27 protein-coding genes, 1 tRNA gene and 1 pseudogene are annotated in these 24,490 nt (G+C 57.2%); 11 read left to right on the forward strand and 18 right to left on the reverse strand.

What is annotated here, in order from left to right:
• Positions 1-21: 21 nt before the first annotated feature.
• Both AB3U87_RS02310 and ruvX read left to right on the forward strand, forming a co-directional pair.
• Positions 22-585: a YqgE/AlgH family protein gene (locus tag AB3U87_RS02310; protein WP_125287318.1), complete on the forward strand. Its 564-nt coding sequence runs from the start codon at positions 22-24 to the stop codon at positions 583-585.
• Positions 585-1,007 carry a Holliday junction resolvase RuvX gene (ruvX, locus tag AB3U87_RS02315; protein WP_394148252.1) on the forward strand — a complete coding sequence of 141 codons (423 nt, stop codon included), beginning with the start codon at positions 585-587 and terminating at the stop codon, positions 1,005-1,007. The genes AB3U87_RS02310 and ruvX overlap by 1 nt, the downstream gene beginning before the upstream one ends.
• Before the next feature lie 240 nt (positions 1,008-1,247).
• Here ruvX and AB3U87_RS02320 read toward each other — a convergent pair whose 3' ends face one another.
• Positions 1,248-2,243 carry a type IV pilus twitching motility protein PilT gene (locus AB3U87_RS02320; protein ID WP_394148253.1) on the reverse strand — a complete coding sequence of 332 codons (996 nt, stop codon included), beginning with the start codon at positions 2,241-2,243 and terminating at the stop codon, positions 1,248-1,250.
• Between the two features lie 15 nt (positions 2,244-2,258).
• Between AB3U87_RS02320 and AB3U87_RS02325 the strand changes: the two genes are divergently transcribed.
• From AB3U87_RS02325 to hemW, 4 genes are read left to right on the forward strand one after another with little or no spacing between them, the layout of a single operon-like run.
• Entirely contained in the window at positions 2,259-2,957 is a 699-nt protein-coding gene (locus AB3U87_RS02325; RefSeq protein WP_394148255.1) for a YggS family pyridoxal phosphate-dependent enzyme, read from the forward strand.
• Positions 2,958-2,972: 15 nt separating this feature from the next.
• Positions 2,973-3,524, forward strand: a complete 552-nt coding sequence (locus AB3U87_RS02330) for a YggT family protein (RefSeq protein ID WP_253458591.1) — start codon at positions 2,973-2,975, stop codon at positions 3,522-3,524.
• A 30-nt stretch (positions 3,525-3,554) separates the two neighbouring features.
• The gene (gene rdgB / locus AB3U87_RS02335) at positions 3,555-4,148 is read left to right on the forward strand and encodes an RdgB/HAM1 family non-canonical purine NTP pyrophosphatase (RefSeq protein ID WP_253458589.1); all 594 of its coding nucleotides are present in this window, start codon (positions 3,555-3,557) and stop codon (positions 4,146-4,148) included.
• Positions 4,141-5,277, forward strand: a complete 1,137-nt coding sequence (gene hemW, locus AB3U87_RS02340; protein WP_370734667.1) for a radical SAM family heme chaperone HemW — start codon at positions 4,141-4,143, stop codon at positions 5,275-5,277. Before rdgB ends, hemW begins: the two co-directional genes overlap by 8 nt.
• A 255-nt stretch (positions 5,278-5,532) precedes the next feature.
• Here hemW and AB3U87_RS02345 read toward each other — a convergent pair whose 3' ends face one another.
• From AB3U87_RS02345 to trmB, 3 genes are all read right to left on the reverse strand, one after another.
• On the reverse strand, positions 5,533-6,240 hold the full coding sequence (locus AB3U87_RS02345; protein ID WP_253458585.1) for a YggN family protein: 708 nt from the start codon (positions 6,238-6,240) through the stop codon (positions 5,533-5,535).
• 84 nt (positions 6,241-6,324) lie between these two features.
• Positions 6,325-6,651, reverse strand: a complete 327-nt coding sequence (locus AB3U87_RS02350) for a YggL family protein (RefSeq protein WP_253458583.1) — start codon at positions 6,649-6,651, stop codon at positions 6,325-6,327.
• The gene (gene trmB / locus AB3U87_RS02355; RefSeq protein WP_253458581.1) at positions 6,651-7,370 is read right to left on the reverse strand and encodes a tRNA (guanosine(46)-N7)-methyltransferase TrmB; all 720 of its coding nucleotides are present in this window, start codon (positions 7,368-7,370) and stop codon (positions 6,651-6,653) included. The genes AB3U87_RS02350 and trmB overlap by 1 nt, the downstream gene beginning before the upstream one ends.
• A gap of 155 nt (positions 7,371-7,525) precedes the next feature.
• Between trmB and mutY the strand changes: the two genes are divergently transcribed.
• From mutY to mltC, 3 genes are read left to right on the forward strand one after another with little or no spacing between them, the layout of a single operon-like run.
• Complete coding sequence (gene mutY / locus AB3U87_RS02360; protein WP_301253216.1) at positions 7,526-8,602, forward strand: A/G-specific adenine glycosylase; 1,077 nt, start codon at positions 7,526-7,528, stop codon at positions 8,600-8,602.
• Positions 8,602-8,874 carry an oxidative damage protection protein gene (locus tag AB3U87_RS02365; protein ID WP_125287307.1) on the forward strand — a complete coding sequence of 91 codons (273 nt, stop codon included), beginning with the start codon at positions 8,602-8,604 and terminating at the stop codon, positions 8,872-8,874. The genes mutY and AB3U87_RS02365 overlap by 1 nt, the downstream gene beginning before the upstream one ends.
• Positions 8,875-8,925: 51 nt before the next feature.
• The gene (gene mltC / locus AB3U87_RS02370; protein WP_199746323.1) at positions 8,926-10,002 is read left to right on the forward strand and encodes a membrane-bound lytic murein transglycosylase MltC; all 1,077 of its coding nucleotides are present in this window, start codon (positions 8,926-8,928) and stop codon (positions 10,000-10,002) included.
• A gap of 111 nt (positions 10,003-10,113) precedes the next feature.
• On the opposite strand, the gene AB3U87_RS02375 is transcribed toward mltC, so the two are convergent.
• Both AB3U87_RS02375 and AB3U87_RS02380 read right to left on the reverse strand, forming a co-directional pair.
• Positions 10,114-10,941: a phosphoenolpyruvate hydrolase family protein gene (locus tag AB3U87_RS02375; RefSeq protein ID WP_301253196.1), complete on the reverse strand. Its 828-nt coding sequence runs from the start codon at positions 10,939-10,941 to the stop codon at positions 10,114-10,116.
• A gap of 2 nt (positions 10,942-10,943) precedes the next feature.
• Positions 10,944-12,164, reverse strand: coding sequence for a Tm-1-like ATP-binding domain-containing protein (locus tag AB3U87_RS02380; RefSeq protein WP_253458575.1), 1,221 nt, complete (start codon positions 12,162-12,164; stop codon positions 10,944-10,946).
• A gap of 280 nt (positions 12,165-12,444) precedes the next feature.
• Here AB3U87_RS02380 and AB3U87_RS02385 point away from each other — a divergent pair, with 280 nt between their 5' ends.
• Positions 12,445-13,080 (forward strand): TetR/AcrR family transcriptional regulator, encoded by a 636-nt coding sequence (locus AB3U87_RS02385; RefSeq protein WP_253458572.1) that lies wholly within the window; start codon positions 12,445-12,447, stop codon positions 13,078-13,080.
• 62 nt (positions 13,081-13,142) lie between these two features.
• Here AB3U87_RS02385 and AB3U87_RS02390 read toward each other — a convergent pair whose 3' ends face one another.
• Positions 13,143-15,287, reverse strand: coding sequence for an ornithine decarboxylase (locus AB3U87_RS02390; protein WP_394148261.1), 2,145 nt, complete (start codon positions 15,285-15,287; stop codon positions 13,143-13,145).
• 790 nt (positions 15,288-16,077) lie between these two features.
• On the opposite strand from AB3U87_RS02390, the gene AB3U87_RS02395 reads away from it, so the two are divergent.
• A tRNA-Phe gene (locus AB3U87_RS02395) sits at positions 16,078-16,153 on the forward strand.
• A 295-nt stretch (positions 16,154-16,448) separates the two neighbouring features.
• Here the strand turns inward: AB3U87_RS02395 and AB3U87_RS02400 are convergent.
• The 11 genes and pseudogenes from AB3U87_RS02400 to AB3U87_RS02450 all read right to left on the reverse strand — a co-directional run.
• A pseudogene (locus AB3U87_RS02400) lies at positions 16,449-16,556 on the reverse strand (helix-turn-helix domain-containing protein); the annotation flags it as partial.
• A gap of 357 nt (positions 16,557-16,913) precedes the next feature.
• Positions 16,914-17,402: a GNAT family N-acetyltransferase gene (locus AB3U87_RS02405; protein WP_394148262.1), complete on the reverse strand. Its 489-nt coding sequence runs from the start codon at positions 17,400-17,402 to the stop codon at positions 16,914-16,916.
• Positions 17,399-17,692 (reverse strand): type II toxin-antitoxin system TacA family antitoxin, encoded by a 294-nt coding sequence (locus AB3U87_RS02410; RefSeq protein ID WP_394148264.1) that lies wholly within the window; start codon positions 17,690-17,692, stop codon positions 17,399-17,401. The genes AB3U87_RS02405 and AB3U87_RS02410 overlap by 4 nt, the downstream gene beginning before the upstream one ends.
• 393 nt (positions 17,693-18,085) lie before the next feature.
• Complete coding sequence (locus AB3U87_RS02415) at positions 18,086-19,423, reverse strand: VasL domain-containing protein (protein ID WP_394148266.1); 1,338 nt, start codon at positions 19,421-19,423, stop codon at positions 18,086-18,088.
• A gap of 95 nt (positions 19,424-19,518) precedes the next feature.
• The gene (locus AB3U87_RS02420; protein ID WP_394148406.1) at positions 19,519-19,704 is read right to left on the reverse strand and encodes a DUF1283 domain-containing protein; all 186 of its coding nucleotides are present in this window, start codon (positions 19,702-19,704) and stop codon (positions 19,519-19,521) included.
• Positions 19,625-19,858, reverse strand: a complete 234-nt coding sequence (locus tag AB3U87_RS02425) for a YHYH domain-containing protein (RefSeq protein WP_394148268.1) — start codon at positions 19,856-19,858, stop codon at positions 19,625-19,627. Before AB3U87_RS02425 ends, AB3U87_RS02420 begins: the two co-directional genes overlap by 80 nt.
• A 57-nt stretch (positions 19,859-19,915) precedes the next feature.
• On the reverse strand, positions 19,916-20,371 hold the full coding sequence (tssE, locus tag AB3U87_RS02430; RefSeq protein WP_394148270.1) for a type VI secretion system baseplate subunit TssE: 456 nt from the start codon (positions 20,369-20,371) through the stop codon (positions 19,916-19,918).
• Positions 20,371-20,907 carry a type VI secretion system lipoprotein TssJ gene (gene tssJ, locus AB3U87_RS02435; protein WP_253458560.1) on the reverse strand — a complete coding sequence of 179 codons (537 nt, stop codon included), beginning with the start codon at positions 20,905-20,907 and terminating at the stop codon, positions 20,371-20,373. The genes tssE and tssJ overlap by 1 nt, the downstream gene beginning before the upstream one ends.
• A complete protein-coding gene (gene tssG, locus AB3U87_RS02440) occupies positions 20,885-21,970 on the reverse strand; it encodes a type VI secretion system baseplate subunit TssG (protein ID WP_394148273.1) in 1,086 nt (361 codons plus the stop codon). The genes tssJ and tssG overlap by 23 nt, the downstream gene beginning before the upstream one ends.
• A complete protein-coding gene (gene tssF / locus AB3U87_RS02445; protein ID WP_394148408.1) occupies positions 21,934-23,688 on the reverse strand; it encodes a type VI secretion system baseplate subunit TssF in 1,755 nt (584 codons plus the stop codon). The genes tssG and tssF overlap by 37 nt, the downstream gene beginning before the upstream one ends.
• 431 nt (positions 23,689-24,119) lie before the next feature.
• Positions 24,120-24,437, reverse strand: a complete 318-nt coding sequence (locus tag AB3U87_RS02450; RefSeq protein WP_394148274.1) for a hypothetical protein — start codon at positions 24,435-24,437, stop codon at positions 24,120-24,122.
• Between the last annotated feature and the right edge of the window lie 53 nt (positions 24,438-24,490).

Here is a 24,490-nt window from a genome sequence, read left to right on the forward strand (position 1 = left end):
ACCCGACTACAGAATCCTGATATGAATTTACAGCATCATTTTTTGATTGCCATGCCCACGCTGCTGGATCCTTTGTTCAAACGTTCGGTTGTTTATATCTGCGAACACAATGACGAAGGCGCCATGGGTATTATCGTTAATAAACCGATGGAAAATCTTACCGTCGACGGCATTCTTAAGAAGTTAAAAATTATGCCAACCCCGCGCGAACCCGAAGTCAAACTCGACAAGCCGGTTTTTGCCGGCGGCCCGCTGGCAGAAGATCGCGGTTTTATTTTGCACTCGGCTCAGCATACCTACGCGTCCAGCATTCGCGTTTCCGATAATACGGTGATCACCACCTCCCGCGACGTGCTGGAAACGCTGGGCACGCCGGAGCAGCCGGAAAGCGTACTGGTCGCGCTGGGCTACTGCGCCTGGGAGAAAGACCAGCTGGAAAACGAGCTGCTGGAAAACGCCTGGCTGACCATTCCGGCCAACAGCAATATTCTGTTTAAAACGCCCGTGGCCGAACGCTGGCGCGAAGCGGCGAAAAGCATCGGCGTGGATATTCACAATATCACCAGCGATGTTGGACACGCCTGATGAGCCACCTTACTCTGCTGGCCTTCGATTTCGGCACCAAAAGCATCGGCGTGGCGATAGGCCAACAGCTTACCGGCACCGCCCGCCCGCTTCCCGCGTTAAAAGCGCAGGACGGCACGCCCGACTGGAGCAAAATCGAGGCGTTGCTGAAAGAGTGGCAGCCGGATCATGTTGTGGTCGGTCTGCCGTTAAATATGGATGGCAGCGAACAGCCGCTGACCGCCAGAGCGCGCAAATTTGCCAACCGGCTGCACGGGCGCTTTGGCGTCAAGGTAGAGCTGCACGATGAGCGGCTCAGCACCGTGGAAGCCAGGGCTGACCTCTTTTCACGCGGCGGCTTTCGTGCGCTGAATAAGGGCAGCGTCGATTCTCTTTCGGCCGTGATCATCCTCGAAAGCTGGTTTGAAAACGCGTGGAGCTAGTCGGCTCGCTTATCGCTTCACTTTTACCGCCGGGCCGCGTAACGTCGCCCGGCTCGTGCACCAACCCCGCTTACCGTTACGCCAGCAGCACCGCCACCCGCCCGTTTCGATTGCCGCCACGCCCCAGCACCAGCGGCTGCCAGTCTCGATTGCCATTACTTCTCCAGCTTCACTTGCCAGTAACGCCTGCCATTACGCTATCGGCCCCGCTTTCCGTTACACCTCCGTCTTCACCTGAAATCACGCCACCAGCCCGGCCTGCCGCCGCGCCTGCAAACTTTGCTCAAACGTCTGCATACCCAGCTGCGCGCCGGTTTGCAGCACGCCCGGTAGCTGATGCGTTTTGCCCTCGCGAATCAAGCTGCTTGTGGCTGGGGTATTAATCAGCACCTCAAACAGCGCCACCCGACCTTTGGTCACGCCCGGCACCAGCTTTTGCGCTATCACCGCTTTCAGGCTGCCGGCCAGCTGGCTGCGGATCAGGTTTTTCTCCGCGCCGGGAAAAACGTCCACCAGCCTGTCCACCGCCTGCGCCGCGCCGCGCGTGTGCAGCGTCGCCAGCACCAGATGCCCGGTTTCTGCCGCCGTCAAAGCCAGCTGGATGGTGTCGCTATCGCGCAGCTCGCCCAGCAGGATGACGTCCGGATCCTGGCGCAGCGCCGCCCGCAGCCCGGTGCTGAAAGAGACGCAGTGCCGGCCTATCTCCCGCTGCTGGATCAGCGATCGCTCGCTGCGGTGAATAAACTCCACCGGATCTTCCAGCGTCAGGATATGGCGGTGCTGCTGCTGGTTAATCGCGCCGATAAGCGCAGCCAGCGTGGTTGATTTGCCGCTGCCCGTCGCGCCCGTCACCAATACCAGCCCGTCCTGCAGCCGGAGCAGCTCCTTTACTATCGGCGGTAGATCCAGCTCCGCCAGCTCGGGACAGCGGCTGGTGATAAAGCGCAGCGCCAGCGAAATACCCCGCCGCTGTCGGAACAGATTCGCCCGCAGCCGCGTGCCGTCGGCCAGCGTCAGCGCGAAATCCAGCTGGCCTGCGCGAGCGAATTCGCGTTGCTGATCGGCATCCAGCCACGCCTGACTAATTTTTAGCAGCAGCTCGTCGCTGGCAGGAAGACCGCCCGGTATCGCCTCCAGCCTGCCGGCCAGCCGCCAGAACGGATAATGACCACTACAGAGGTGCAGATCCCCGGCGTTATGCTTTACACTAAGCGCCACTAATTCCTCAATATCCATATTAACTCCCTGACTATGACCCCGATTCAGCACAACTTACAGCAGATACGCGAGCGGATCTCAGCGGCAGCCGCACGATGCGGCCGCGATCCAGCAGAAATTACGCTGCTTGCAGTGAGCAAAACAAAACCTGCGAGCGCGGTCGAAGAAGCGACGGCGGCGGGCCAGCTTGCCTTTGGCGAAAACTACGTGCAGGAAGGCGTCGATAAAATCCAGGCGCTTAACAATTCCGCGCTGGCGTGGCACTTTATCGGGCCGCTGCAATCCAACAAAAGTCGGCTGGTAGCGGAAAACTTTGCCTGGTGCCATACGGTGGATCGGCTGAAGATCGCCGCCAGGCTGAACGAACAGCGTCCGGCCGATTTACCGCCGTTGAATGTGCTGATCCAGATAAATATCAGCGACGAGCAGAGTAAATCTGGCATCATGCTGGCTGCGCTGCCGGATCTGGCCCGCGAGATCGCTCAGCTGCCGCGTTTAACGCTGCGCGGCCTGATGGCGATCCCCGCGCCGGAGGCGGATTATCAGCACCAGCTGGCCGTTTGTCGCCGGATGGCGTCAGCCTTTAGCGAACTGAAAAAGAGTTATGCCTCCGTCGACACGCTCTCTCTGGGGATGAGCGACGATATGGATGCGGCTATTGAGGCTGGTACGACCATGGTGCGCATTGGCACCGCCATATTTGGCGCGCGCGATTACGGCGCCACTAACTAACTTTTGAGGGACTCTATGCTGACGTTGACTTTTCTGGTCTCAACGATAATTAATCTTTACGTGAAAGTGCTGCTGCTGCGTATCTGGATGCAGTGGGCAAGATGCGATTTTTATAATCCGTTCTCGCAGTTTATCGTTAAGATCACCCAGCCGGTGATCCGCCCGATGCGCCGGGTCATTCCCTCTATCGGGCCGCTGGATACCGCGTCTTTACTGCTGGCCTATGTGCTGAGCGTGCTGCTGTTTACCGTGATGTTCACGCTTCAGAGCAGCGTATTTATTTTCGATCCGGTCTTCCTCTATTTCGGCCTGGTGTCGCTGGTGAAAGCCGCCGGCGTGCTGGTATTCTGGGTGATTATCATTCGCTCGCTGATGAGCTGGATAAGCCAGGGCCGCAACCCGGTGGATTACGTGCTGATCCAGCTGACTGAGCCGCTGATGGCACCCGTGCGTCGCCTTATTCCGGCGATGGGCGGCATCGACTTCTCGGCGATGGCGGTGATCCTGATCCTCTATATGCTGAACTATCTGGGAATGGACTTTGTTCCCGGCTGGGCGCAGCTTTAATTTGTACGGTAGTTAACTTCTGGACCTGATATGCAAAAAGTAGTGCTCGCCACCGGCAATGCCGGAAAAGTTCGTGAACTGGCCGATAAGCTGGCCGCCTTTGGCCTGGATATCGTGGCGCAGACCGAGTGTGGCGTGGAGTCGGCCGAAGAGACCGGCCTGACCTTTATCGAGAATGCCCTGCTGAAAGCGCGTCACGCTGCGGCTATCACCGGTTTGCCGGCGATTGCCGACGACTCCGGGCTGGCGGTGGACGCGCTGGGCGGCGCGCCTGGCATCTATTCCGCGCGCTACGCCGGCGCGGAGGCCAGCGATCGGCAGAATATCGACAAGCTGCTGGAAGCGATGGAAAACGTGGCGGACGGCCAGCGCCAGGCGCAGTTCCACTGCGTGCTGGTTTATCTGCGCCATGCTGAAGACCCCACGCCGCTGGTGTTTCACGGCTGCTGGCAGGGAGAAATCGCCCGTGCCGTCAGCGGCGAAGGCGGCTTCGGCTACGATCCCGTGTTCTTTGTACCGGCGCTGGGCAAAACCGCCGCAGAGCTGAGCAAAGAAGAGAAACGCGCGGTTTCCCATCGTGGCAAAGCGCTGGCCCTGCTGCTGGAAGCGATGCGCAATGCATAATCTGCCGCCGCTCAGCCTCTATATTCATATTCCGTGGTGCGTACAGAAATGTCCCTACTGCGATTTCAACTCGCATGCGCTGAAGGGCGAAGTGCCGCACGAGGAGTATGTCCGGCATTTACTGGCCGACCTGGATGCCGATCTGCCGCTGGCGGCTGGCCGCGAGGTTGGCACAATCTTTATCGGCGGCGGCACGCCCAGCCTGCTGAGCAGCGAGGCGATGCAGATGCTGATGGACGGCGTGCGGGCAAGGCTGCCGCTCTCGCCAACGGCGGAAATCACCATGGAGGCGAACCCGGGCACCGTCGAGGCCGATCGCTTCAGCGGCTATCAGCGCGCCGGTATCAACCGCATCTCGATTGGCGTGCAAAGCTTCAGCCAGCAGAAGCTGACGCGTCTTGGCCGCATTCACGGCCCGGAAGAAGCGAAGCGCGCGGCGAAGCTGGCTCAGGGGCTGGGCCTGCGCAGCTTTAACCTTGATTTGATGCATGGCCTGCCCGATCAGTCGCTGGCGGAGGCGCTGGACGACCTGCGCCAGGCTATCGAGCTGGATCCGCCGCATCTTTCCTGGTATCAGCTGACCATCGAACCCAACACGCTGTTTGCCTCCAGGCCGCCCGTGCTGCCGGACGATGACGCGTTATGGGATATCTTTGAGCAGGGCCACCAGCTGTTAACGGCGGCGGGTTACGAGCAGTACGAGACTTCCGCCTATGCCAAACCGGGCTACCGCTGCGAGCATAACCTCAACTACTGGCGCTTCGGCGACTATCTGGGGATCGGCTGCGGCGCGCACGGCAAGCTGACGCAGGCAGACGGGCGAATTATCCGCACCGCCAAAATCCGCCACCCACGCGGCTTTATGAACGGTAATTATCTGGACCGTCAGCACGAGGTCGCGGAAACAGAAAAGCCGTTTGAGTTCTTTATGAACCGTTTCCGGCTGCTGGAAGCGGCGCCCCGCGAAGAGTTTGCGCGCTTTACCGGCCTTAGTGAGGAAGCTATCCGTCCTCAGCTTGATGAGGCGCTGGCGAAAGGTTACCTGACGGAAACGGCGCAAAGCTGGCAGGTGACGGAGAAAGGCAAGCTGTTCCTGAACTCGCTGCTGGAGCTGTTCCTGGCTGAATAGCCGCCCCGCTTTACCCACGTCCCGCCGGAAAAAGCGGGGCGTGTTTTCAAACGGCTATCCCCTCTTTACGCGCGGCGCGCGGAATACCAGCCTAATCGCAAGCCGTTAATACAGTCTGCCGTTATGGCAACGCTGCCAGCTATAAATCCCATGGACGTCTTTAGACAAAGAGAAAGGCGATAACGTCCTGGTGCCGGTAGTCTTTGCCGCTTACAGCCAGCCCGTACAGACACCAGAAGAGCAGCTCTGGCCGGATTATTTCAATCCGCCAATCAGCGTCTTACGCTGCGCTTCCAGCGCGGTCACGCGGTTGCAGACTTCGTGTCCGAAGTTCTGGAAGTCCGCCTCCTGATTGCTCCATTCCGCCTGCACGGCCTGCTGCAATCCGCCCAGGTTACCCATCACTGCCTGAAGCGGATTATCGCCGTTCACCTTGCTGCCCATTTCGTTAAGGCTGTCCTGGATCACGCCGCCCATCGCGCTCTGCACCAGCTTTTCGCCGTCCTGCCGCACCTGCTCGATAGCCTGATGATGGAACGTCAGCCCGTCGTTGCGATGCTCAATAATGCGGTTCATCTGCTGCTTCAGCTGCTCGTCCAGCTTTGTCAGGCGGCTACGGACTCTGCTGTCCGTGCCCAGTTTGTTGACGATCACGTTATCCAGCGCCACGCGGCTTTTTTCCAGACGCTGACGCGCTCCCTGATCGATCCAGGGCAAATCGCGGCGCAGCGCGGCCTGATAGTCGATGGCGGTCTGGCGCGTGGCGTTATCGACCGAAGCGGACTGCCCGTTGCGCTGTACCTCGCCGGTCGGTGTGATGATCAGATTGCCGCTGGCGCCCACTACCTTGACGTTCTGCGGAGAGATAACGATATCGTCCTGAGGATTGACGCTACATTGATAGTCGGCCTGTGCCTGGCCTGCCGCCAGCAACAGCGCGGCCGCTACGATCGCTTTACGCATTGACTCTTCTCCTGAGAAACAAAAGGCCACGCATGCGTGGCCTCAACGGACGGTTTGCCTGCTTATGCTACGGCAGGCAGATAATTAGTCCCACCAGACGTCGAAAAGTTCGGTTACCTGGATATTATTCAGCTGGCGATCTTCCAGCCATTTACGCACCAGCTCGCGGTGCTCGTCGGTGCACTTGCCGGTTTGCTGCAGGCAGACCAGCCCTTCCCACTGCAGGAAGCCGCTGCCGTCAAACGCCAGGCCGTTGGGATCGATAACTTCATTAATGAAGGCGTCCAGGGTGGTGTCGATGGTGTCGCCGCTGGTATCTTCCGGGAAGGAGAAAGCGACGGAAAAGCCTAATTCCTGAAACTCATCGATATGCATTTTTTTACGCAAGCGACGACTGCGTTGAGCTGCCATTATTTAATCCTCTCAAACATCAAATCCCATACACCGTGGCCAAGACGCTGGCCGCGCTGTTCGAATTTTGTTAACGGCCGCGAATCGGGACGCGGCACATAATCGTTGGTTGCCGACTGGTTTTTGTAGCCAGCAATGCTGCTCATTACTTCCAGCATATGTTCCGCATAGGCTTCCCAGTCGGTCGCCATATGAAACACGCCGCCCAGCTTCAGCTTGCGCATCACCAGCTCGGCAAAAGGCACCTGAACGATGCGGCGCTTGTTATGGCGCGCTTTATGCCAGGGATCCGGGAAAAAGAGCTGCACCATACGCAGCGAATTATCCGGGATCATTTTCTCCAGCACGTCGACTGCATCGTGACACATCACGCGCAGATTCTCCACGCCCGCCTCGTCGGCTGCGCTCAGGCAGGCGCCGACGCCCGGCGAATGCACTTCAATACCCAGAAAGTTTTGCTGCGGGTTCGCGGCGGCCATCGCCACCAGCGATGCGCCCATGCCAAAGCCAATCTCCAGCACCACCGGCGCCTCGCGGCCAAAAAGGGATGCCAGATCAACGGGTTCCGGCTGATACTCCACACCTTTAACAGGCCAGAAATGGTCCAGCGCGTGCTGCTGGCCTTTGGTCAGGCGGCCCTGACGGCGAACGAAGCTGCGAATACGGCGCATCGGGCGGCCGTTTTCGTCAAACTCCGGTGTAATCACATCATTCTTCATGTTTCTGCCTGCTGGTCTGCAATATCTGAAAAACGGGCATTATGCAAAGTTACAGCGGTTAAGCAAGCCCTGGAAACTTCCGGTTTACAGCATAACGGGTCTGTGCTGGAATCCCAGCCTGATTTTTAATTTACTGGGGAAACCTCGCAAAGATGATGCAAGCGCCGCAGTTCTCACAGCAGGTACTGGACTGGTATCAGCGCTTTGGCCGCAAAACCCTGCCCTGGCAGCTGGCAAAAACCCCTTATAAAGTTTGGCTCTCCGAAGTGATGCTGCAACAGACGCAGGTCGCGACCGTTATCCCTTACTTTGAACGCTTTATGGCGCGCTTTCCCACCGTGACCGATCTGGCTGCCGCAAAGCTGGATGAGGTGCTGCATTTATGGACCGGACTTGGCTACTATGCCCGCGCGCGCAATCTGCATAAGGCGGCGGTACAGGTAGTGGAAAAACACGGCGGGAAATTCCCGGAGACCTTTGCAGAGGTTGCCGATCTGCCCGGCGTCGGCCGCTCGACAGCGGGTGCGATCCTTTCTTTATCGCTGGGTCAGCATTTCCCGATCCTGGACGGCAACGTCAAGCGAGTGCTGGCACGCTGCTATGCCGTTCAGGGCTGGCCGGGCAGAAAAGAGGTGGAAAAGCGTCTTTGGCAGATTAGCGAAGAGGTCACGCCTGCCGAAGGCGTCAGCCAGTTTAACCAGGCGATGATGGATTTGGGCGCGATGGTCTGCACCCGCTCAAAACCCAAATGTGAAATTTGTCCGCTGAAGCTGGGCTGTATCGCCTGTGCGCAGGGCAACCAGACCGCTTATCCCGGCAAGAAGCCAAAACAGATTTTGCCGGAGCGCACCGGCTATCTGCTGATGATGCAGCGGGACGACAAAGTGTGGCTGGAACAGCGGCCGCCGGTTGGCCTGTGGGGCGGGCTGTTCTGCTTTCCGCAGTTCGCCAGCGAAGACGAGCTGCGGCAGTGGCTGCACAGCCGCCATATCGATCATGCGGCGCTGACCCAGACTATCGCTTTTCGCCACACATTCAGCCATTTCCACCTGGATATTGTGCCAATGTGGCTGAAACTGCCTGCCGCAGGCGCGGTCATGGATGAAGCCGCGGGTCTCTGGTATAACTTAGCGCAGCCGCCGTCCGTGGGACTGGCTGCCCCGGTGGAGCGCTTGCTGGCGCAGCTGCGTCAGCCGCAACCGATGGGCATTCCAACAGAAGAGGAAGAGTGATGAGCAGAACCATTTTTTGTACGTTCCTGCAGCGCGATGCTGAAGGACAGGATTTTCAGCTCTATCCGGGTGAACTGGGCAAGCGTATCTATAACGAAATTTCCAAAGAAGCCTGGTCGCAGTGGATGAGCAAGCAAACCATGCTGATCAACGAGAAAAAGCTGAGCATGATGAACCCGGAAGATCGCAAACAGCTTGAGCAGGAAATGGTGAAATTTCTGTTCGAAGGACACGATGTCCATATCGAAGGTTATACCCCGCCAGCAGAATAAACGTTGGGCCTCGCCATAGAGGCCCCCTCAATTTGGGCGTAGCACGACATAATGAAGAAACTGATAGGCTTGCTGGTTATCGCGCCGCTGCTGATTTCCTGCTCCAGCAATAAAAAGCCGGTTTTCCACGAAGAGTGGGTCAAGGACACCAACGGATTCGACATTCTGATGGGGCAGTTTGCCCATAACATCGAAAATATTTGGGGTATTAATGAAGTCCTGATCGCCGGTCCAAAAGACTACGTTAAATATAGCGATCAGTATTATACGCGCAGCCATATTAACTTTGACGCCGGTAAGATCACTATCGAGACCATCGCCGGTACGGATCCGATGGCAAGCCTGCGTCAGGCGATCATTACCACGCTGCTGATTGGCGAAGATCCGGGCAATGTCGATCTCTACTCCGACGCCAACGATATTCAGCTGGGTCAGGAGCCGCTGCTCTATGGTCAGGTGCTGGATAATACCGGCCAGGCGATCCGCTGGCAGGGTCGCGCGGCCAGCTTCGCCGACTACCTGATCCAGAATAAATTGCAGCGCCGCAACGCCGGTCTGCATATCATCTGGTCGGTTACTATCCCGATGGTGCCCAACCATCTGGACAAGCGTGCGCATAAATATCTGCCGATGGTGCGCAAGGCGGCGGAGAAATACGGCGTGGATCAGGCGCTGATCCTGGCGATCATGCAGATTGAATCGAGCTTCAACCCCTATGCGGTCAGCCATTCTGACGCGCTGGGCCTGATGCAGGTGGTGCAGCATACCGCCGGCGCGGACGTGTTCCGCATGAAAGGGAAATGGGGCAAGCCGAGCCGCAGCTACCTGCTCGATCCGGAAAACAATATCGATGCGGGGACGGCCTATCTTTCGCTGCTGCAGGACAGCTACCTTTCCGGCATCGCGAATCCGCTGTCACGGCGCTATGCGGTGATCACAGCCTATAACGGCGGCGCGGGCAGCGTACTGAGAGTCTTCTCCAGCGATAAGAATCGGGCCTTCAGCGCGATTAACGATCTGTCGCCTGCGGAGGTGTATCAAACGCTGACCACCAACCACCCTTCTGCCGAGTCGCGTCGCTATCTTTATAAAGTGAACAACGCGCAGAAGAGCTACCATCGCTATTAGTATTGCTGCGGGTAGCGCGGACGTTCCGGGTGGGGTAAAGCGAATAGCGCGCAGGCTGACTTCTGCAAAAGAGTAAAGCGGACGGATCCGAGGATCCGTCCGCTTCCAGCCTTAGCGGCTGATGTTTTTAAACCGCTTGGTGGTTTCCGTCAGCGCAACTTCGGTCGGCAACCGCTCCATGGAGCTGGCACCGTAAAAACCGTCGCACTGTGGGCACTGGCTGAGGATATACTTCGCGTCTTCCGGCGTGGAAATCGGCCCGCCGTGACAAAGTACAATGACCTCTTTACGCACTTTCTTCGCGGCTGCCGCCCATTCGTTGATTAACGGCACGCAGTCGGCCAGCTTCAGCGCGGTTTCCGCGCCGATGTTGCCGCCGGTGGTCAGTCCCATATGCGCCACGATAATATCCGCGCCCGCTTCCGTCATCGCTACAGCATTTTCCGTGCTGAAAACATAAGGCGTGGTCAGCATCTCTTTTTGTGCCGCCAGCCGGATCATATCAACTTCCAGCCCGTAGCCCATGCCGGTTTCTTCCAGGTTGGCGCGGAAGTTGCCATCAATCAGCCCTACCGTGGGAAAATTTTGCACGCCGGCGAATCCCATCGCCTTGAGATCGTCCAGAAACTTATCAAAATGGCAGAAGGGATCGGTGCCGTTGACGCCCGCCAGCACCGGCGTGTTCTTCACCACCGGCAGCACTTCTTTTGCCATATCCACTACGATTTCGTTGGCGTTGCCGTAGGCCAGCAGGCCGGCCAGCGAACCACGCCCGGCCATACGGTAGCGCCCTGAATTGTAGATAACGATCAGGTCTATGCCGCCCGCCTCTTCGCATTTCGCGGAAAGCCCGGTACCGGCTCCGCCGCCGATAATCGGTTCGCCGCGCGCAATCATCGCGTTAAATTTTGTCAGTATCTCCTGACGGGTAAAAGCCATGTTCAGCACTCCTTTTCGATCAGCTGGCGAAACTCTCTGACCGCCGCCAGCGCAAATTGCGGATCGTTGATATTAAACGGCAGGCGACGAATAACGCGGCGGCTGGTCTGTTTGACGTTCGCCTCCAGCGTGCTGATAAAGGCGGCGCGCGCTTCCGGCGACCAGAAAGCCTGGCCCGGCGCGTCCAGCGCGGAAAACCCGCCTTCCGGGATCAAAAACACGATGTCGCCTTCGCAACGATTAAGCTTATCCGCTATCCATTTCGCCATCGTCGCGTTCTCTTCCGGCGTGGTGCGCATCAGCGTAACCTGCGCGTTATGGTGATAGAAAAGCCGGTCGGCATATTTCTCCGGCACGCCGGAAGGATGACCAAAGTTGACCATATCCAGCGCGCCGCAGGAAATTACGCAGGGAACGCGGCTGTTGGCTACGGCGTCAAAACGCGTTTCATCGCAGGCCAGCACGCCGCCAAACAGGTAGTCGCAGACTTCGGTGGTGGTTAAATCCAGCAGGCCGCTCAGCATCCCGCTGTCGGTCAGCTTTTCCATCGCCTTGCCGCCGCTGCCGGTGGCATGAAACACCAGGCAGTCGTAATGCTCTTCCAGCATGGCGCTGACCGTCTGAATACAGGGCGTGGTGACGCCGAACATGGTCAGGCCCAGCGCGGGCTTGTCGTTACTGTCTTTTTCTATGGGAAAAAGCACCGCACCGGCGATTTGATGGGCCGCATTGCCCAGCACGCGACGCGAGATACGGTTAAGACCGGAGACATCGGTGACCGAATAGACCATGCTGATATCGCTGGCGCCAACGTAGCCGGAAACGTCGCCGGAAGCCATCGTCGAAACCATTACCTTCGGCACGCCGATCGGTAAGGCCTGCATCGCTGGCGTAATCAACGCCGTACCGCCCGAGCCGCCGAGGCCGATAACCCCAAGCAGATCCTGACGTTGGCTAAGGAAAATTTTAAACGCCTGCGCCATCGCGTTAATGGCCCTGCCGCGGTCGCCGCAGAACACGGCTTCACGCCCGTCCGGATGAAAATCGGCGACCAGCTCCGGCGGAAAATCAGCGGTGGAAGGCGTACTAACTGGTTGAGTTGACAGGTCAACTGTGACGACGTCAACGCCCGCCTTGCGCAGGCAGTCGCTGACATAAAACAGTTCCCTTCCTTTAGTATCAGCCGTTGCGACGGCGTAAACAAAACCACGATTAATAGTCATAGTCGTAACAACACCCTGTTATCAGACAGAATAAAGACTTGATAAAGAAGCAATAAAACAGTAAATAGAGATTGAGAGTTTTTTACTTTCAATTTGTTGAGATAACAGTATCACTATCGTCAATGATAAATCAATTGAATGGAATAAGTGTCTCACAAGGATGTTGGCTATGCTTAATAACAAAACCTGTCCTGCAGACGCCAGCGAATGGGAATGCCCTTTACGCGCTGCCGTCTTCAATCGCTTGAATATCAGGCAGATTTAACAAAATGAGGTTAATGTGGAGCAAAGGGATTCCGCTGGGGTTGTAAAGCTGACCGCCACACGCGCAAGAACACGTCGTTTACTGATCGAGACCGCTATGCGGCTTTTTGACAGCGGCGCGTTCCCGTCCATTACCGAAGTCGCGCAGGAAGCTCAGCTTTCTCGCGCAACGGCCTATCGCTATTTTCCAACGCAGAGCGCGCTGGTTTCCGCCATCGTTACGGAGACGCTCAGCCCGATAAAAAGCTGGCGCCCGACTCGTGAAGAAGCCAGCGACCGTATTGACGAGCTGCTGACGTTCGCTTTTCCGCGCATGTTGGAGCATGAAGGCACGCTGCGCGCGGCGCTGCACCTTTCTCTGACCCAGTGGGCACAGTCGCAGTCCAGCGACAAGCCGGACAGAGAAAAGCTGGTAAGGGGAAACCGCAAGGCGCTGTTGCAGCACGTGCTGGAGCCGCTGAACGACGAGCTGCCGCCGGAGATTGTCGATCGGGTGATTAAGTCCCTGTCGCTGGTCTACGGCTCGGAGATTTTTCTGGTGATGAAGGATATCTGGGGCTGCGATAACGACCAGCTTCAGGATATCGGCAAGTGGATCGCCAGGGCTATTATGCGTCAGGCGCGGGAAGACGCCGCGCTACAGGCTAACTGAGCGGCGCTACCATGCGACAGAAGGGGCTTATCCCGCGACCTTAACGGCGCGGGATCGCTGGCTTAGCGGCTAAGCATATAGCCCATCAGGCGCTTCACGCCGTTTTCGTCCGTTTCCACATACACGCCCTGTAGCTCCGGTGAAAAACCCGGCAAGCCGTTTAGCCCTTTCTCCAGCGCAAGGAAATAACGCTGCGCCGCCCCGCCCCAAACCTCGCCCGGCACCACGCAGAGCACGCCCGGCGGATAAGGCAGCGCGCCTTCCGCAGCGATACGCCCTTCCGCCTCTGCAATGGGCACCAGCTCGACGTTGCCGCGTATAAATTCAATGTTAGCGTCCTGAGGGTTCATCGCCACCTTCGGCAGGCTCTGCTGGCGGAACATCGCCTTCTGAAGATCTTTTACCTCGTTACCGACATACAGCTGGTGCATCTCCAGACAGAGGCGGCGCAGCGTATAGCCTTCGTAGCGCGCGGCGTTTTTGCGGTAAATAGTCGGCAGCACGTCGCGCAGCAGCGCGTCCTCGCGGATATGCTGCTCAAACTGCGCCAGCTTCGCCACCAGATGCGCCATTTTCTCCATGCTTTCGGCGGGCGTCAGCAGGAAAAGAATGGAGTTCAGATCGCATTTTTCCGGCACCACGCCGTTTTCACGCAGGTAGTTGGCCAGGATCGTCGCCGGAATGCCGAAATCAGCATATTCACCGCTGGCGGCATCAATGCCCGGCGTGGTCAGCAGTAGCTTGCAGGGATCGATCAGATACTGATCTTTTGCGTAGCCGGCAAAGCCATGCCAGGCGGCACGTGGCGCAAAGCTGAAGTAGCGGCTGTCGGCGGCAATAGCGGCCGTCGACGCATCCTGCCAGCGCTTGCCGTCCACTTCGTCAGGGATAAAAGGCCGGATCATCTCGCACTTCGCGAGGATAGCCTTGCGCGCTTCAATCCCCAGCATGACGCACTCGTGCCACAAACGTCGTCCGGCTTCGCCCTGGTGCATTTTGGCATTAACGTCGAGCGCGGCGAACAGCGGATAAAAAGGACTGGTTGAGGCGTGCAGCATAAAAGCATTATTAAGCCGCTTGTGGCTGCAAAAACGCCGCTGGCCGCGAAGGTGGTTATCCTTTTTATGGATCTGGGAGGTTTGCGAAAAGCCAGCCTGCTGTTTGTGTACCGACTGGGTGACGAAAATGCCCGGATCACGCTCATTAAGTTCCAGCAGCAGCGGCGAGCAGGCTTCCATCACCGGAATAAACTGCTCGTAGCCTACCCAGGCGGAATCAAACAGGATGTAGTCGCAAAGGTGGCCGATGCTGTCGATAACCTTACGCGCGTTATAAACCGTGCCGTCATAGGTGCCAAGCTGGATAATCGCCAGCCGGAAAGGACGCGGCTGGTTGGCGCGATCCGGCGCGACGGCGGCAATTTGCTCCCGCAGCCACTTCTCTTCAAAACAGTGCGCATCGATACCGCCGATAAAACCAAACGGGTTACGCGCCGTTTCCAGATAAACCGGCGTCGCGCCCGCCTGGATCAGCGCGCCATGATGGTTGGATTTGTGGTTGTTGCGATCGAACAGTACCAGATCGCCTCTGGTCAGCAGCGCGTTGGTTACGACCTTATTGGCGCTGGAGGTGCCGTTCAGCACAAAGTAGGTCTTATCCGCGTTAAAAACTTTTGCTGCGAATTTCTGGGCGTGCTTGGCCGATCCTTCGTGAATAAGCAGATCGCCCAGTTTCACATCGGCATTGCACATATCGGCGCGAAAAATGTTCTCGCCGAAGAAATCATAAAACTGACGTCCGGCCGGATGCTTTTTAAAAAACGCGCCGCCCTGGTGGCCCGGACAGGCAAAGGTGCTGTTATCCATTGCCACGTATTTGGTCAGCGTATTGAAAAATGGCGGCAGCAGCTTTGCCTGATAGTCGGCGGCGGCGGCCTCCAGCCTGGCGGCATCGTCCTCTTCGCCCGTCAGCACGCCGGTGACTTCCGGCAGATCTTCCGCCTGGGCCAAATCGTCAAGCGAGATAAATACGGGCAGGTTAAAACCGGTATGGCGCAGCAGCGCCAGCATCCCGCTGCGCGAGTCGGCCACGGAGAGCACGATTGCCGCCACGTCCGTGAAGTCGGTTTTTTCCAGCGTCACGACTTCGCGACCGGTCTGAAGGTGGATCGCCACGGTGGTGCTGGCTGCAATTTTAAGTGGTGTCATTACGCAAATCCCTGGGCAAGGATAAGGGTGCCGGAGGCACAGCAACGGGGAAAGGCGCGGCCTTTACCCCACGAAAGCGTCAGTAGGGTCAGCTTCGACCGACAGACATCAGTAAACTCCGCGCGCGGCGGGTTTTACTCATGGCTAACCGTGAAGCAGGCAGAGCCTCACCGCATGGCGAGCGGCGTGGATAACAGAAGAAAATGGGATCGGCGGCGCGACATCGGATGATAGCGACAGTGCAGCAGAGCTTGCATGATGACGGCCTCGCAGGATGAAAACCGGGGCAATAATCGCATCTTTTATTTTGATGTTCAAGACGCAAAAAGCATTATCCCTATATAGCCATTTTGAAATAAATATATACATTTCATATAGTTATTTTTTACCACACCTCTTTTACGCTGATTTTTTTGGTGGTTATGCACTGAAAATGCAAACATATTCAGCAGTTTTCGGTGGTTTTGGTTTTACGAACTGACGGCATTTGCCCGACGTGTGCTTTCGCTGCCCTGCCCCGTTTATTAGCCATCTTCCTTAGCGACAAAGCCTCATCAGGAATGCCTGGCTTGCAAAGCTGTGCAGAACGGCGAGCAAATCAGTCTTTAGTATGATGTAACTAACCAGAAAAGGTAGCCCGCGAGCGCGACGGTTTGCAGCAGACAAATGCGGGCAATAGTGCCAAAGCGGCGCAAATCCAGCCGGATTGATGGAAAAGAGTGCAAACAGTTCGCTTTTGTGCATAAAGCCGTTGACGGTTTTCCGCGACTCCTGTTTAATGCGCCTCGTTGCCCGGATAGCTCAGTCGGTAGAGCAGGGGATTGAAAATCCCCGTGTCCTTGGTTCGATTCCGAGTCCGGGCACCACTAATTTAGTTTCATGGCGTTCATATAAGTCCTGAAACGTTATAAAATCAGTAAGTTAAAGAAACCTGATGGCGCTGAAAAGCTCTTTCAGGTTTTTTTACATCCAGAATTTTTGCGGCTTAATTGAAGGCCTGTTGGTTTGATAAACCTCGGAGCCCCGCCATGCCACTCACCGATGCCACCATCCTCAATACAAAACCGCTCGATAAACCTCACAAACTCGCGACGCGCAGGACCTTTACCTGCTGATTAAACTCAACGGCTCTAAACTCTGACAATTCGAATACCGCTTTGGCAACGTGGAGGACGCCAGCCCTGAGTTGCAGGAAACGGCGGAAAGCAAAGCCCCCTGCTTTCTCAACGCTGCGATGATGTCGGCAGGATGCCAATCCGGTTGCCTTATGCTGCCACCTCGTCAATAAATTTCACGCCGTCGGTGATGCGCAACCAGCGCGGATCGTTGATTTTATTAGAGAAAAAGTGGTTCAGATCGTACAGCAGGTAGCCAGGGTAATTTCGGATTTACGGTAACAGCCTCTGTCCCGTCAGCATCTGTGTCAGAGCAAGGCAGTAATGGCAAAGTTCAGTACATTCAGGAACGAAACTCGTTGGGCAGGTGGGGAGTATATCAACTGTCAGGCTGTCCATCATGTGCTCCGGGATCGGATCCAGCAACGAAGGCAGAAGCAGCCTCAAAACAATATATCATTGATGATTTAATTCAAAACACTACCATCTTATTGGCTCCAAATAATGCCAATCAAGCATGAACCAAATCCCCCAACGTCACCATCAACATCATCGGCTCTATCGGCGACGGCTCAAACCCCACCCGCAGGTAAAACTCCCGCGCTTCATCCGACAGGGCGTGAACCAGCATCCCGCGAATACCGATAGTTTCCGCCACCTGAATCACCCGTAACCCGGCATCCCTCACCAGCGCCCGTCCGACGCCCTGCCCGTGCAGTGATTTATCCACCGCCAGACGCCCCAGTACCACAACGGGGATCGGATCGGGCATATTGCGACGAAAGCGACCGGGGGCAGTGTTTGTCGTTACCGCGCTGGACGCCAGCGAGTAATACGCCAGTACGTTAGAATCGCTGCCACAACACACAAAGGTACGGGACGCGCCAGTGGTCTGATTTTTCATCGCCCGCTGTTTCAGCCAGTTATCCATAGAATCCGCACCGCAGCAAAACGGGGTAAGAATATGCCCGGCATGAAGCGGTTCAGGTGCGGAGATCATTTTTCCTGTTCCCACGGCGCAGGGGTCTGCATGGTTTTACGCAGTGCGGCGTTTGGCGCGGGAGCCTGATCCAGACGGGTCAGAAATGCCTGATAAGCCTGCGGATCGGCCATGATGATGCGTTGCTCGATCAACGCCTCTTCTGCGGCGGCGCGAGCGGCCTCCAGCACAAAGTCTGTGCGGTTTTTCCCTCTGGCTTTTGCAGCCCGATCGATAAGCTCGCGCTCAGCGGGCTTGATGCGCAGGTTCAGGGTTTCGCGTTTCATCGCCATGCTGTTTGCGGTTGGCATGATGTTGTCCTCTTGTGTTTCTGTGGATATAAAGTATACAATATGCGTAACGCAGATGTCATTACGGTAAATCCAGAAGGAATCGAACCGGAGTATCGAATCAAACGATTTTCTACGTATTTTAAACCACCATTATGATTTACAAGCAGAAATGAGGGTCAACCTCTGGGTCTTAACTGGAGATAGAAAAAAGATTTATCATTGAAATCAAATTGGTAATTAATTGAATGTTCCCGAGTCCGGGCACCCTATTTGTAAGAACGGACCTCCCAAGAGGTCCGTTTTTCGTTTCTGTATCCCGCTAAGTTTGCGTTCCCTTTCCGATCGGCGCCCTGCGCGCGTACCGTCCTGACGTCAAAATCTGACAAAAAATCATGACAGGCTGAACGCCACTTATTTATCCGCCCTGGCCTTTTCTGCCTCCTGCTTCAACAAAAAATAGCGAGCCTGCAACTGCGCCAGCGCCCTTTCCGCCTGCCGTCGCTGGATATCTGACTGGCTGAGCGAGTAAAGACGCAGCTGTTCTTCGGCCGGCACCGAGCGGTTAAACGCCTGGGTGGCGTTATACACCACCGACTTCAGCTCGCTGACCGTCATATATTTACCGCGCTGCCCGTCGAGCGCATTCAGCTTTGAAGTTAGCTGCTGTAGCTGCTCCATTCCTTGCTGCCAGCCGCCCATCGCCTCTTCAGGCAATGCCGCCGCTTTTACTTGCTGCTGCCATTCCGTTGCTATACCGCGTGCCTCCTCCGGGCTGGCTGCCAGCGCCAGGTCTATCAGCTGCTGCCCATAATTCAGCGACCAGTCCGGTGCAAGGCCGCTAATATGCGCCAGCTGCTGCTGAGTATCCCGCAGGACGTTTTGCGGCAGCGCACCATCCTGCTTCAGGCTGTTTATCTGCGCTGTGGAAAGCGGCAGCGGTAATGGCGTCAGCGATGCCTTTAGCTGTGCCACCAGCGGGTCTGTACGATGCAGGCTATGCCATGCCCATTGCCCTATACATCCCGCCACCAGCATGGTAAGCATTCCCGCAACAAAAGGTTGCCAGCGGCGGGTCTTCGGCGGTGCCGTCGTCACCTCAAAGTTGGACGTGGGCTGCGCCACATAGATCCACCGCGCCGCGCCGGGCACCATCTCAGCAACAGACTGCGCGGCGGCAGGTAATGCTACGGCTGGCGCGGAAACAGGATTATCGCCCGTGGCGGCATCGCTGTTTTCCAGCCGCACCGCGCTGGTGTGCATCAGCGCTGCCAGCGCGTCGAACTGGCTCAGATTCCGCAGCTCAAGGCGTTGTAACACCTCGTTAAGCCGTTTGAGCTGCTGTTCGGCAAGGTAAAGCTGGCTGAGGTCGCTGTAACTGGCGGGAAGCTTGCGCATCCATTGCTGCACGCGACGGCTAAGCGCGCTGAGGATCTCCACCCGTGCATGCACCCGTGGCGGCCAAAGATTTCCCCACTGGTGACGGATTAGCGCCTCCAGGATAGCCAGCCCTTCGTTCAGCCCGGCCAGTCCGGCCAGCTGCGCGCGCGCCAGCGTGTACCAGGCCGCCGTTTGCAGCTCTACGCCGTTGTGCTCAAACAGCGCGAGGCTGAGTTTTTCTACGTGTTGCCAGTTAACGTCCGGGCGTGCCGGATGGGACAGCTTGCCCAGCTCGTCGCGTAGGGCGGCGTAATCCGTCAGCGTGCGTGGGTCGCCGCCGGTTTTCAGGTAGGGTTCGGATAAAGTAGTCATAAGAGGTTTCAACTTCGAAAAATAAAGGCGTTTGAGATAAAGCAACAGGCTCGTGATTGGTTAACAGATTTTGATCCAGGCGGGCGGCGTGATAGTCAGCCTGCGGCTTCTCTTCCTGTCGTCCTGTCCAGGCAGCGCCGGGTGACAGGTTCCCAGTAGGCATTAAGGTTTCTGCTGTTTATGCATTGCGTGGCCGCACCGTCAGCAGGCTGGGCGGCGCGTTTTTGCGGCGTAGCTTTCTTTTTTTTTGGCCTGTGCCGTTTGTGGATCTTGCCCGGGATACTCTACCCGCCGGTGCGGGCTTCTGTGGCAGTGATACTCGCCTGTTTTACGATTGGTATGGCAGCCTTCAGAATTTGTTCGGCCCGAATGGGCTAAAACAGAGGGGCTTAACATCATGCAGATTAACAGCGCTGTGCCAGCGTGAAGTTTCATTCGTGCTCCCTGTCGAATGCAGAGCCGGAAGGTCTGTATACGCCTCCGTTCTCTGGTTCAGAGGATGGATTGCCGATCGAGATACTGCTGCTGTTTCATATGGCGGATCAGCACCTTGCCTTCCGGCAGAAATTCGGTGCCGTAGCGCACCAGGCCAATCCCTTTCAGCTCGGCATCAATGCCATAGCGCAGCTCGCCGGGCATGGCCTGCGGCAGCAGCGTTACCTGAATGCTGTTCAGGCGCGGCTCGTAGCGGAGCAATACCTCGGACAGCGTGGTCATCAGCTGGTGCGCCGTGCCGGGCATTCCCTGAAGGATTTTGCTCATATCCGGCAGGCCGTAACCGGGCAGATGCGCCAGCGTTCCGGCGCGGCAGTTGAGAATACGCTGCATATTATCGAGCACGGAAAGAATGACCTGGTTCTCTTCGCTGATGTTGTGCAGATCCAGCCCGCCGCTGAAGTTGCCGTAAAGCATTTCATACAGCGAGGGAGCGTTATGTGAGTGCGGCATTATTTCTCCTTGAGGGAAAGACTGTTATCGCCCGCTTCCAGCACGCGAGCGTTATCCGCGTCCAGCGCTTCACGCGCCAGCACCTGCTTCCAGTTATTTTTAGTCAGATCCGGCTGGCGGAATAACCCCACCACCGCGACGAACTCCGCCTCTGGCGCCATCGGCATATCCAGGTTGACCGCGCCGCCGGGAGTCAGGATCACATCCCGGCTGGCGAGCAGGTCGCTACTCAGCAAGGTATCGCCTTCAGTAACCAGCTGCTGATAGACCAGCTTATCGAAGACCTTACGGTCGCGAAGCTGATAGACGCGTATCACTACGGACTGAGGCGCGCTGTGGCTTTCGCGCGTATCAGTATTCAGCGCTTCCCGACTGGTAAAATCGAGATGCAGCACCTTTATTTGTTTATAAAAAATGGCGGACACCGCCGAGCGGGTGCCGTCGGTGACGCTCTGCGTCAGTCCGCAGCCGGTCAGGCTGACGGCCAGTAACGGCAGTAGCCAGCGGGCGGATTTAATTGAATTGGTAGGTAACACGCTGATTTCCTTGTACGGAGACGGCAGACGACAGCCCCTGATAGCGGCCGGATTCAATGGTAAAAGTTTGCGGCACGTCGCTGGGGATCTCATCCCCTTCCACGCCCAGTACGCCGCTCATGCCCAGCCGGAACGGCGCTTCGCCAAGAGGGGCTACGCGCAGCAGCGCCGTGCTGACGGTCAGACGAATTTTTGCCTTAAAGCGCCAGCCCAGGTAAACGCGCAGCATCACCAGAAAGTCCTGATACAGCTGACCGTCCGGCATCCAGCCCTGGGTTTCGCTTTTGCTGTCGGTTATCAGCTCAATCAGCAGCTGGCTGCTGGTATCCATGACTTCGTCACCCAGCGGCGTATTACCGTCCAGCAGGAAATCTTCCTCGCCGTAAAAACCTAGCGGCTGGCTGATTTCCACCGGCCGCAGGCTGTAGGGGCTGACGCTGGCGCGGGTTTCCGGGGCCAGCAGGCGAACCAGCGCCTGGATCCCTTCCTGGGTTTTTGCAGGCTGCCGCAGTACGCCCAGCAGCGCCAGGAAGCGAGAAACCGGCGTGGCGATATGGCTGGCGGTGCCGGGAATGCCCAGCCCGACTAACCCCAGCAGCGACTGGGAAATAGCGTCCGTGCCGCCTGGCTCAAAGGTGGCCGGATAGGAGTATTTACGCCAGATGCGATAGAACTGCGTCAGGATGCGGTGGCTGAAAATATCGAGAAATGCCTGGAGCGCCTCATGCCCTTCCCTGCGCTGGGTAATATCGTCCAGATAGCTGGTGGGCAGCGGTGAATCCACGCCGTACATGCCCATAAACGTGGTCCGTATTTTGGGTGCGGCCGTGGCATCGTCTTCACTGTATTCAACGCTTTTCAGCTCGCTGGCGGGAAACCCCATCCCCGGCCACGGGGTAAAGCGCACCGCATCATCCTGCGGACGGCTGGAGCTGCCGAGCGGTGGTCGTTCCGGGTGCTGTTTTTCCAGCAGCTGACAGAAGCGATAAAAGTTTATCCGCGTCAGCTCCGCTTCCAGACGCGGGCTTAACCGGGAATGCGGCGGTTGTGTTTCTCTTCCCATTGCAGGCGTTCTCCGGTGGGGTTCAGAATGATAACCAGTCGATTAAACAGATAGATATCGGTATACAGCGCGAAGAAGTGACTGAGCATTTCGCCAAACAGACAGATATCGCCGTGGCCGGCAAAGCCGTGGCTGTCGAGCGTGACGTCAATCTGCACGCCCCGCAGCAAATGGCCTTGTTCAAAGCGCTCGATTTCGCTGTGGCTGACATCGACAATCGCTTCCAGACGGCGGCGATTCATCTCGCTGCCGGTCCACTCGTACAGCGCCAGCGTGCCGCGCAGCACGTCGGCATTGTCCATCATCGACAGGAAATTGCTGCCGAGATGGCTCAGCACGCGCCAGTGAAAACGGTCGCGATCCGGCGGATAACAGGGCAGCGTGGGCGCACAGAGGTTGCGCACGTCCACCTTTGCCGAACTGGTCTTCATCGCGGTATCCAGCACCGTGCTCTGCAACGCGCGGCGCGGCAGCTGGCCGTTGGTGCCGGTAAGCGTCAGCGACAGGCTTTCATCATCCGGCACGGTATGGTTATCAAAGGCTTCCCCGCCGAGGATAAGCCAGGTGTTATGCAGCCCGGACGCGCCGCGCCGCACGCGGGTATGGTAGTAATATTCCGGCGCTTCGTGACGCATCATGCCGCCCTTGTGGCGGAAGCTGGAGAACGGCACGTAGGTATGCCGCCCGGAGGAGATCACCGAATCGACGGAATAAATTTCGGTATGGCCATCCTGCACGCGCATAGGGCGCAGCAGGTACTCGGTCTGAAGCGAGTTCAGCGTCAGCGGGTCGGACTCCAGCGGAAAAAGATTGATGACCGGCGCGCAATGCAGCCGCAGGTGCTTCTCGCTGAAGGTGAAATCGTGCTCCCAGCGCCGCGCCAGCACTACCTCGATTTCAAACCATGCCAGCGCGGCAGGCAGCGTCACGCTCTCCAGACCGCGCAGGCCGGTGAACATAAATTTTTCCCGGAAGGTGAAGTACTCCAGCAGCAACTGGTAGCCGCTGAAGCTGCTTTCGCCTTTCGGCCACAGCCCGTCTTCCTCGCCAAACCCCAGCGCGATAAAGCGCGCGTCCAGCGGGCGACGCTCCGGCTCTCCCGGCAGGCGCAGCCAAATAGTGGCGGTGTTTAAGGTAAAGGCTTCATGCATCGCACAGGCCAGCGGCGCGTCAGCGTTAAAATAGAACGGGATCAGGCTGAGATCGACCCGGCTCCAGTCGGCCAGGCTGCTACAGGCAAAACGCAGGCGCACCACCGATCGCCCTTCCGCATCGGTTGAAAGCGCGGCCTCCTCCAGTGCCAGCGGTTGCAGGCCGATCTGCTGAGTCGTGGTGTAGCGACAGCGGGTCGCTTTCTCGCCAATGGGCCGCGAGAGGATTTCAAACCCCTTCGCGATGGCTATTTTTTCTTTCATTTCGCGCCAGTCGGGGCTGAACTCTACTATCGACATTGACGGAATAGTCCGTAAGTAGTGCGGCCACAGCAGCGTGACCAGCCCTTCAGTCAGCTCGGGCAGATCGTCATCAAGCTTTTCGCGCAGGCGGCCCATCATAAAGGCGAAGCCCTCGAACAGGCGCTCCACATAAGGATCGCGGGCGTCCGCTTTATCCAGATTCAACAGCGCCGCGCGGTCCGGGTGAGCGCGAGCGAACTCTTCACCCGCTTCAAGCAGGTAACGCATTTCCGCGTCGTAATAACGTAGGGTTAAGTCGTCCATGAAGATAAATCTCAACTTTGGCGGATCTCCTTCAGGCCGCCTGGAAAAGCGCGGTAGAGGAAAAAAGCCGGTAAAAAAGAAGGGTGTGAATGACTAGCCGATGAAGTCGATAGTCGACTCATGCAGGTGGCGCGCCAGAGCGGCCCTGGCCTGCTGGTTTTTCTCAGTGATAACGCGTGTGCTTTCCCGGGCGGCGAGCAGCCCCGCTATCGCTAATTTTAGTGCCTGATATGAGCGTATCCTGCGCGGCCTGATGGTCAGATCGCCATCCTGTGCCGCTTTTCTTTTCTCCCTTATCACAAATCTTTGCTACGCTTCTGTCTCTTAGTATCAATAAGATATTAAGGTTCAGTGGACATCCGTCGTCATATTTAATCGAAAACTTGAGTAGATTCCGTTTTCCGGCATTCGTAGCTGTATTTCTCATAACGTCATTTGTCCTTCGCCTGACGGACCGCCGCATTCATCTTCTCTATCTCCGCCCGCGCACCGGCCCGTTTTGCCACCAGGTCAAACGGCGTGTCCCTGCGGATCAGCGGCGGCATCGGCGGTATGCTCAGCTTACCGCTATGGTAATAGTCGTCGCTCTCCAGCCAGTCCGCCTGCCTGCGTAGTTCCGCCAGCGCCGCCCTGTCCCATGAGTGCCAGCAGAACCCCACCGGCAGGTCATAGGCCACCACCCGGCTCATAAAGTCCTTATTCATCGGCAGCGTGCTGTGGTCGGTCGGGCGCAGCACGTATGTGCGCACCTCCTCCCGCATTTCCTCATAAGACTGTTTTTCATACCGTATCCGCTGCTCTT

Origin of the sequence: Erwinia plantamica (assembly GCF_043420595.1) — a bacterium.
GTDB lineage: Bacteria > Pseudomonadota > Gammaproteobacteria > Enterobacterales > Enterobacteriaceae > Erwinia > Erwinia aeris.

Bases quoted from the DNA above. Each gene is read 5' to 3' on its own strand.
- tssG (WP_394148273.1), bottom strand. From the start codon at position 21,970: ATGGGAAGAGAAACACAACCGCCGCATTCCCGGTTAAGCCCGCGTCTG.
- tssF (WP_394148408.1), bottom strand. From the start codon at position 23,688: ATGGACGACTTAACCCTACGTTATTACGACGCGGAAATGCGTTACCTG.
- ruvX (WP_394148252.1), top strand. From the start codon at position 585: ATGAGCCACCTTACTCTGCTGGCCTTCGATTTCGGCACCAAAAGCATC.
- AB3U87_RS02325 (WP_394148255.1), top strand. From the start codon at position 2,259: ATGACCCCGATTCAGCACAACTTACAGCAGATACGCGAGCGGATCTCA.
- AB3U87_RS02375 (WP_301253196.1), bottom strand. From the start codon at position 10,941: ATGGCTTTTACCCGTCAGGAGATACTGACAAAATTTAACGCGATGATT.
- AB3U87_RS02350 (WP_253458583.1), bottom strand. From the start codon at position 6,651: ATGGCAGCTCAACGCAGTCGTCGCTTGCGTAAAAAAATGCATATCGAT.
- AB3U87_RS02380 (WP_253458575.1), bottom strand. From the start codon at position 12,164: ATGACTATTAATCGTGGTTTTGTTTACGCCGTCGCAACGGCTGATACT.
- hemW (WP_370734667.1), top strand. From the start codon at position 4,141: ATGCATAATCTGCCGCCGCTCAGCCTCTATATTCATATTCCGTGGTGC.
- AB3U87_RS02320 (WP_394148253.1), bottom strand. From the start codon at position 2,243: ATGGATATTGAGGAATTAGTGGCGCTTAGTGTAAAGCATAACGCCGGG.
- trmB (WP_253458581.1), bottom strand. From the start codon at position 7,370: ATGAAGAATGATGTGATTACACCGGAGTTTGACGAAAACGGCCGCCCG.
- AB3U87_RS02390 (WP_394148261.1), bottom strand. From the start codon at position 15,287: ATGACACCACTTAAAATTGCAGCCAGCACCACCGTGGCGATCCACCTT.
- tssE (WP_394148270.1), bottom strand. From the start codon at position 20,371: ATGCCGCACTCACATAACGCTCCCTCGCTGTATGAAATGCTTTACGGC.
- rdgB (WP_253458589.1), top strand. From the start codon at position 3,555: ATGCAAAAAGTAGTGCTCGCCACCGGCAATGCCGGAAAAGTTCGTGAA.
- AB3U87_RS02310 (WP_125287318.1), top strand. From the start codon at position 22: ATGAATTTACAGCATCATTTTTTGATTGCCATGCCCACGCTGCTGGAT.
- AB3U87_RS02410 (WP_394148264.1), bottom strand. From the start codon at position 17,692: ATGCCAACCGCAAACAGCATGGCGATGAAACGCGAAACCCTGAACCTG.
- AB3U87_RS02405 (WP_394148262.1), bottom strand. From the start codon at position 17,402: ATGATCTCCGCACCTGAACCGCTTCATGCCGGGCATATTCTTACCCCG.
- AB3U87_RS02425 (WP_394148268.1), bottom strand. From the start codon at position 19,858: ATGAAACTTCACGCTGGCACAGCGCTGTTAATCTGCATGATGTTAAGC.
- mltC (WP_199746323.1), top strand. From the start codon at position 8,926: ATGAAGAAACTGATAGGCTTGCTGGTTATCGCGCCGCTGCTGATTTCC.
- AB3U87_RS02330 (WP_253458591.1), top strand. From the start codon at position 2,973: ATGCTGACGTTGACTTTTCTGGTCTCAACGATAATTAATCTTTACGTG.
- AB3U87_RS02345 (WP_253458585.1), bottom strand. From the start codon at position 6,240: ATGCGTAAAGCGATCGTAGCGGCCGCGCTGTTGCTGGCGGCAGGCCAG.
- mutY (WP_301253216.1), top strand. From the start codon at position 7,526: ATGCAAGCGCCGCAGTTCTCACAGCAGGTACTGGACTGGTATCAGCGC.
- AB3U87_RS02415 (WP_394148266.1), bottom strand. From the start codon at position 19,423: ATGACTACTTTATCCGAACCCTACCTGAAAACCGGCGGCGACCCACGC.
- AB3U87_RS02365 (WP_125287307.1), top strand. From the start codon at position 8,602: ATGAGCAGAACCATTTTTTGTACGTTCCTGCAGCGCGATGCTGAAGGA.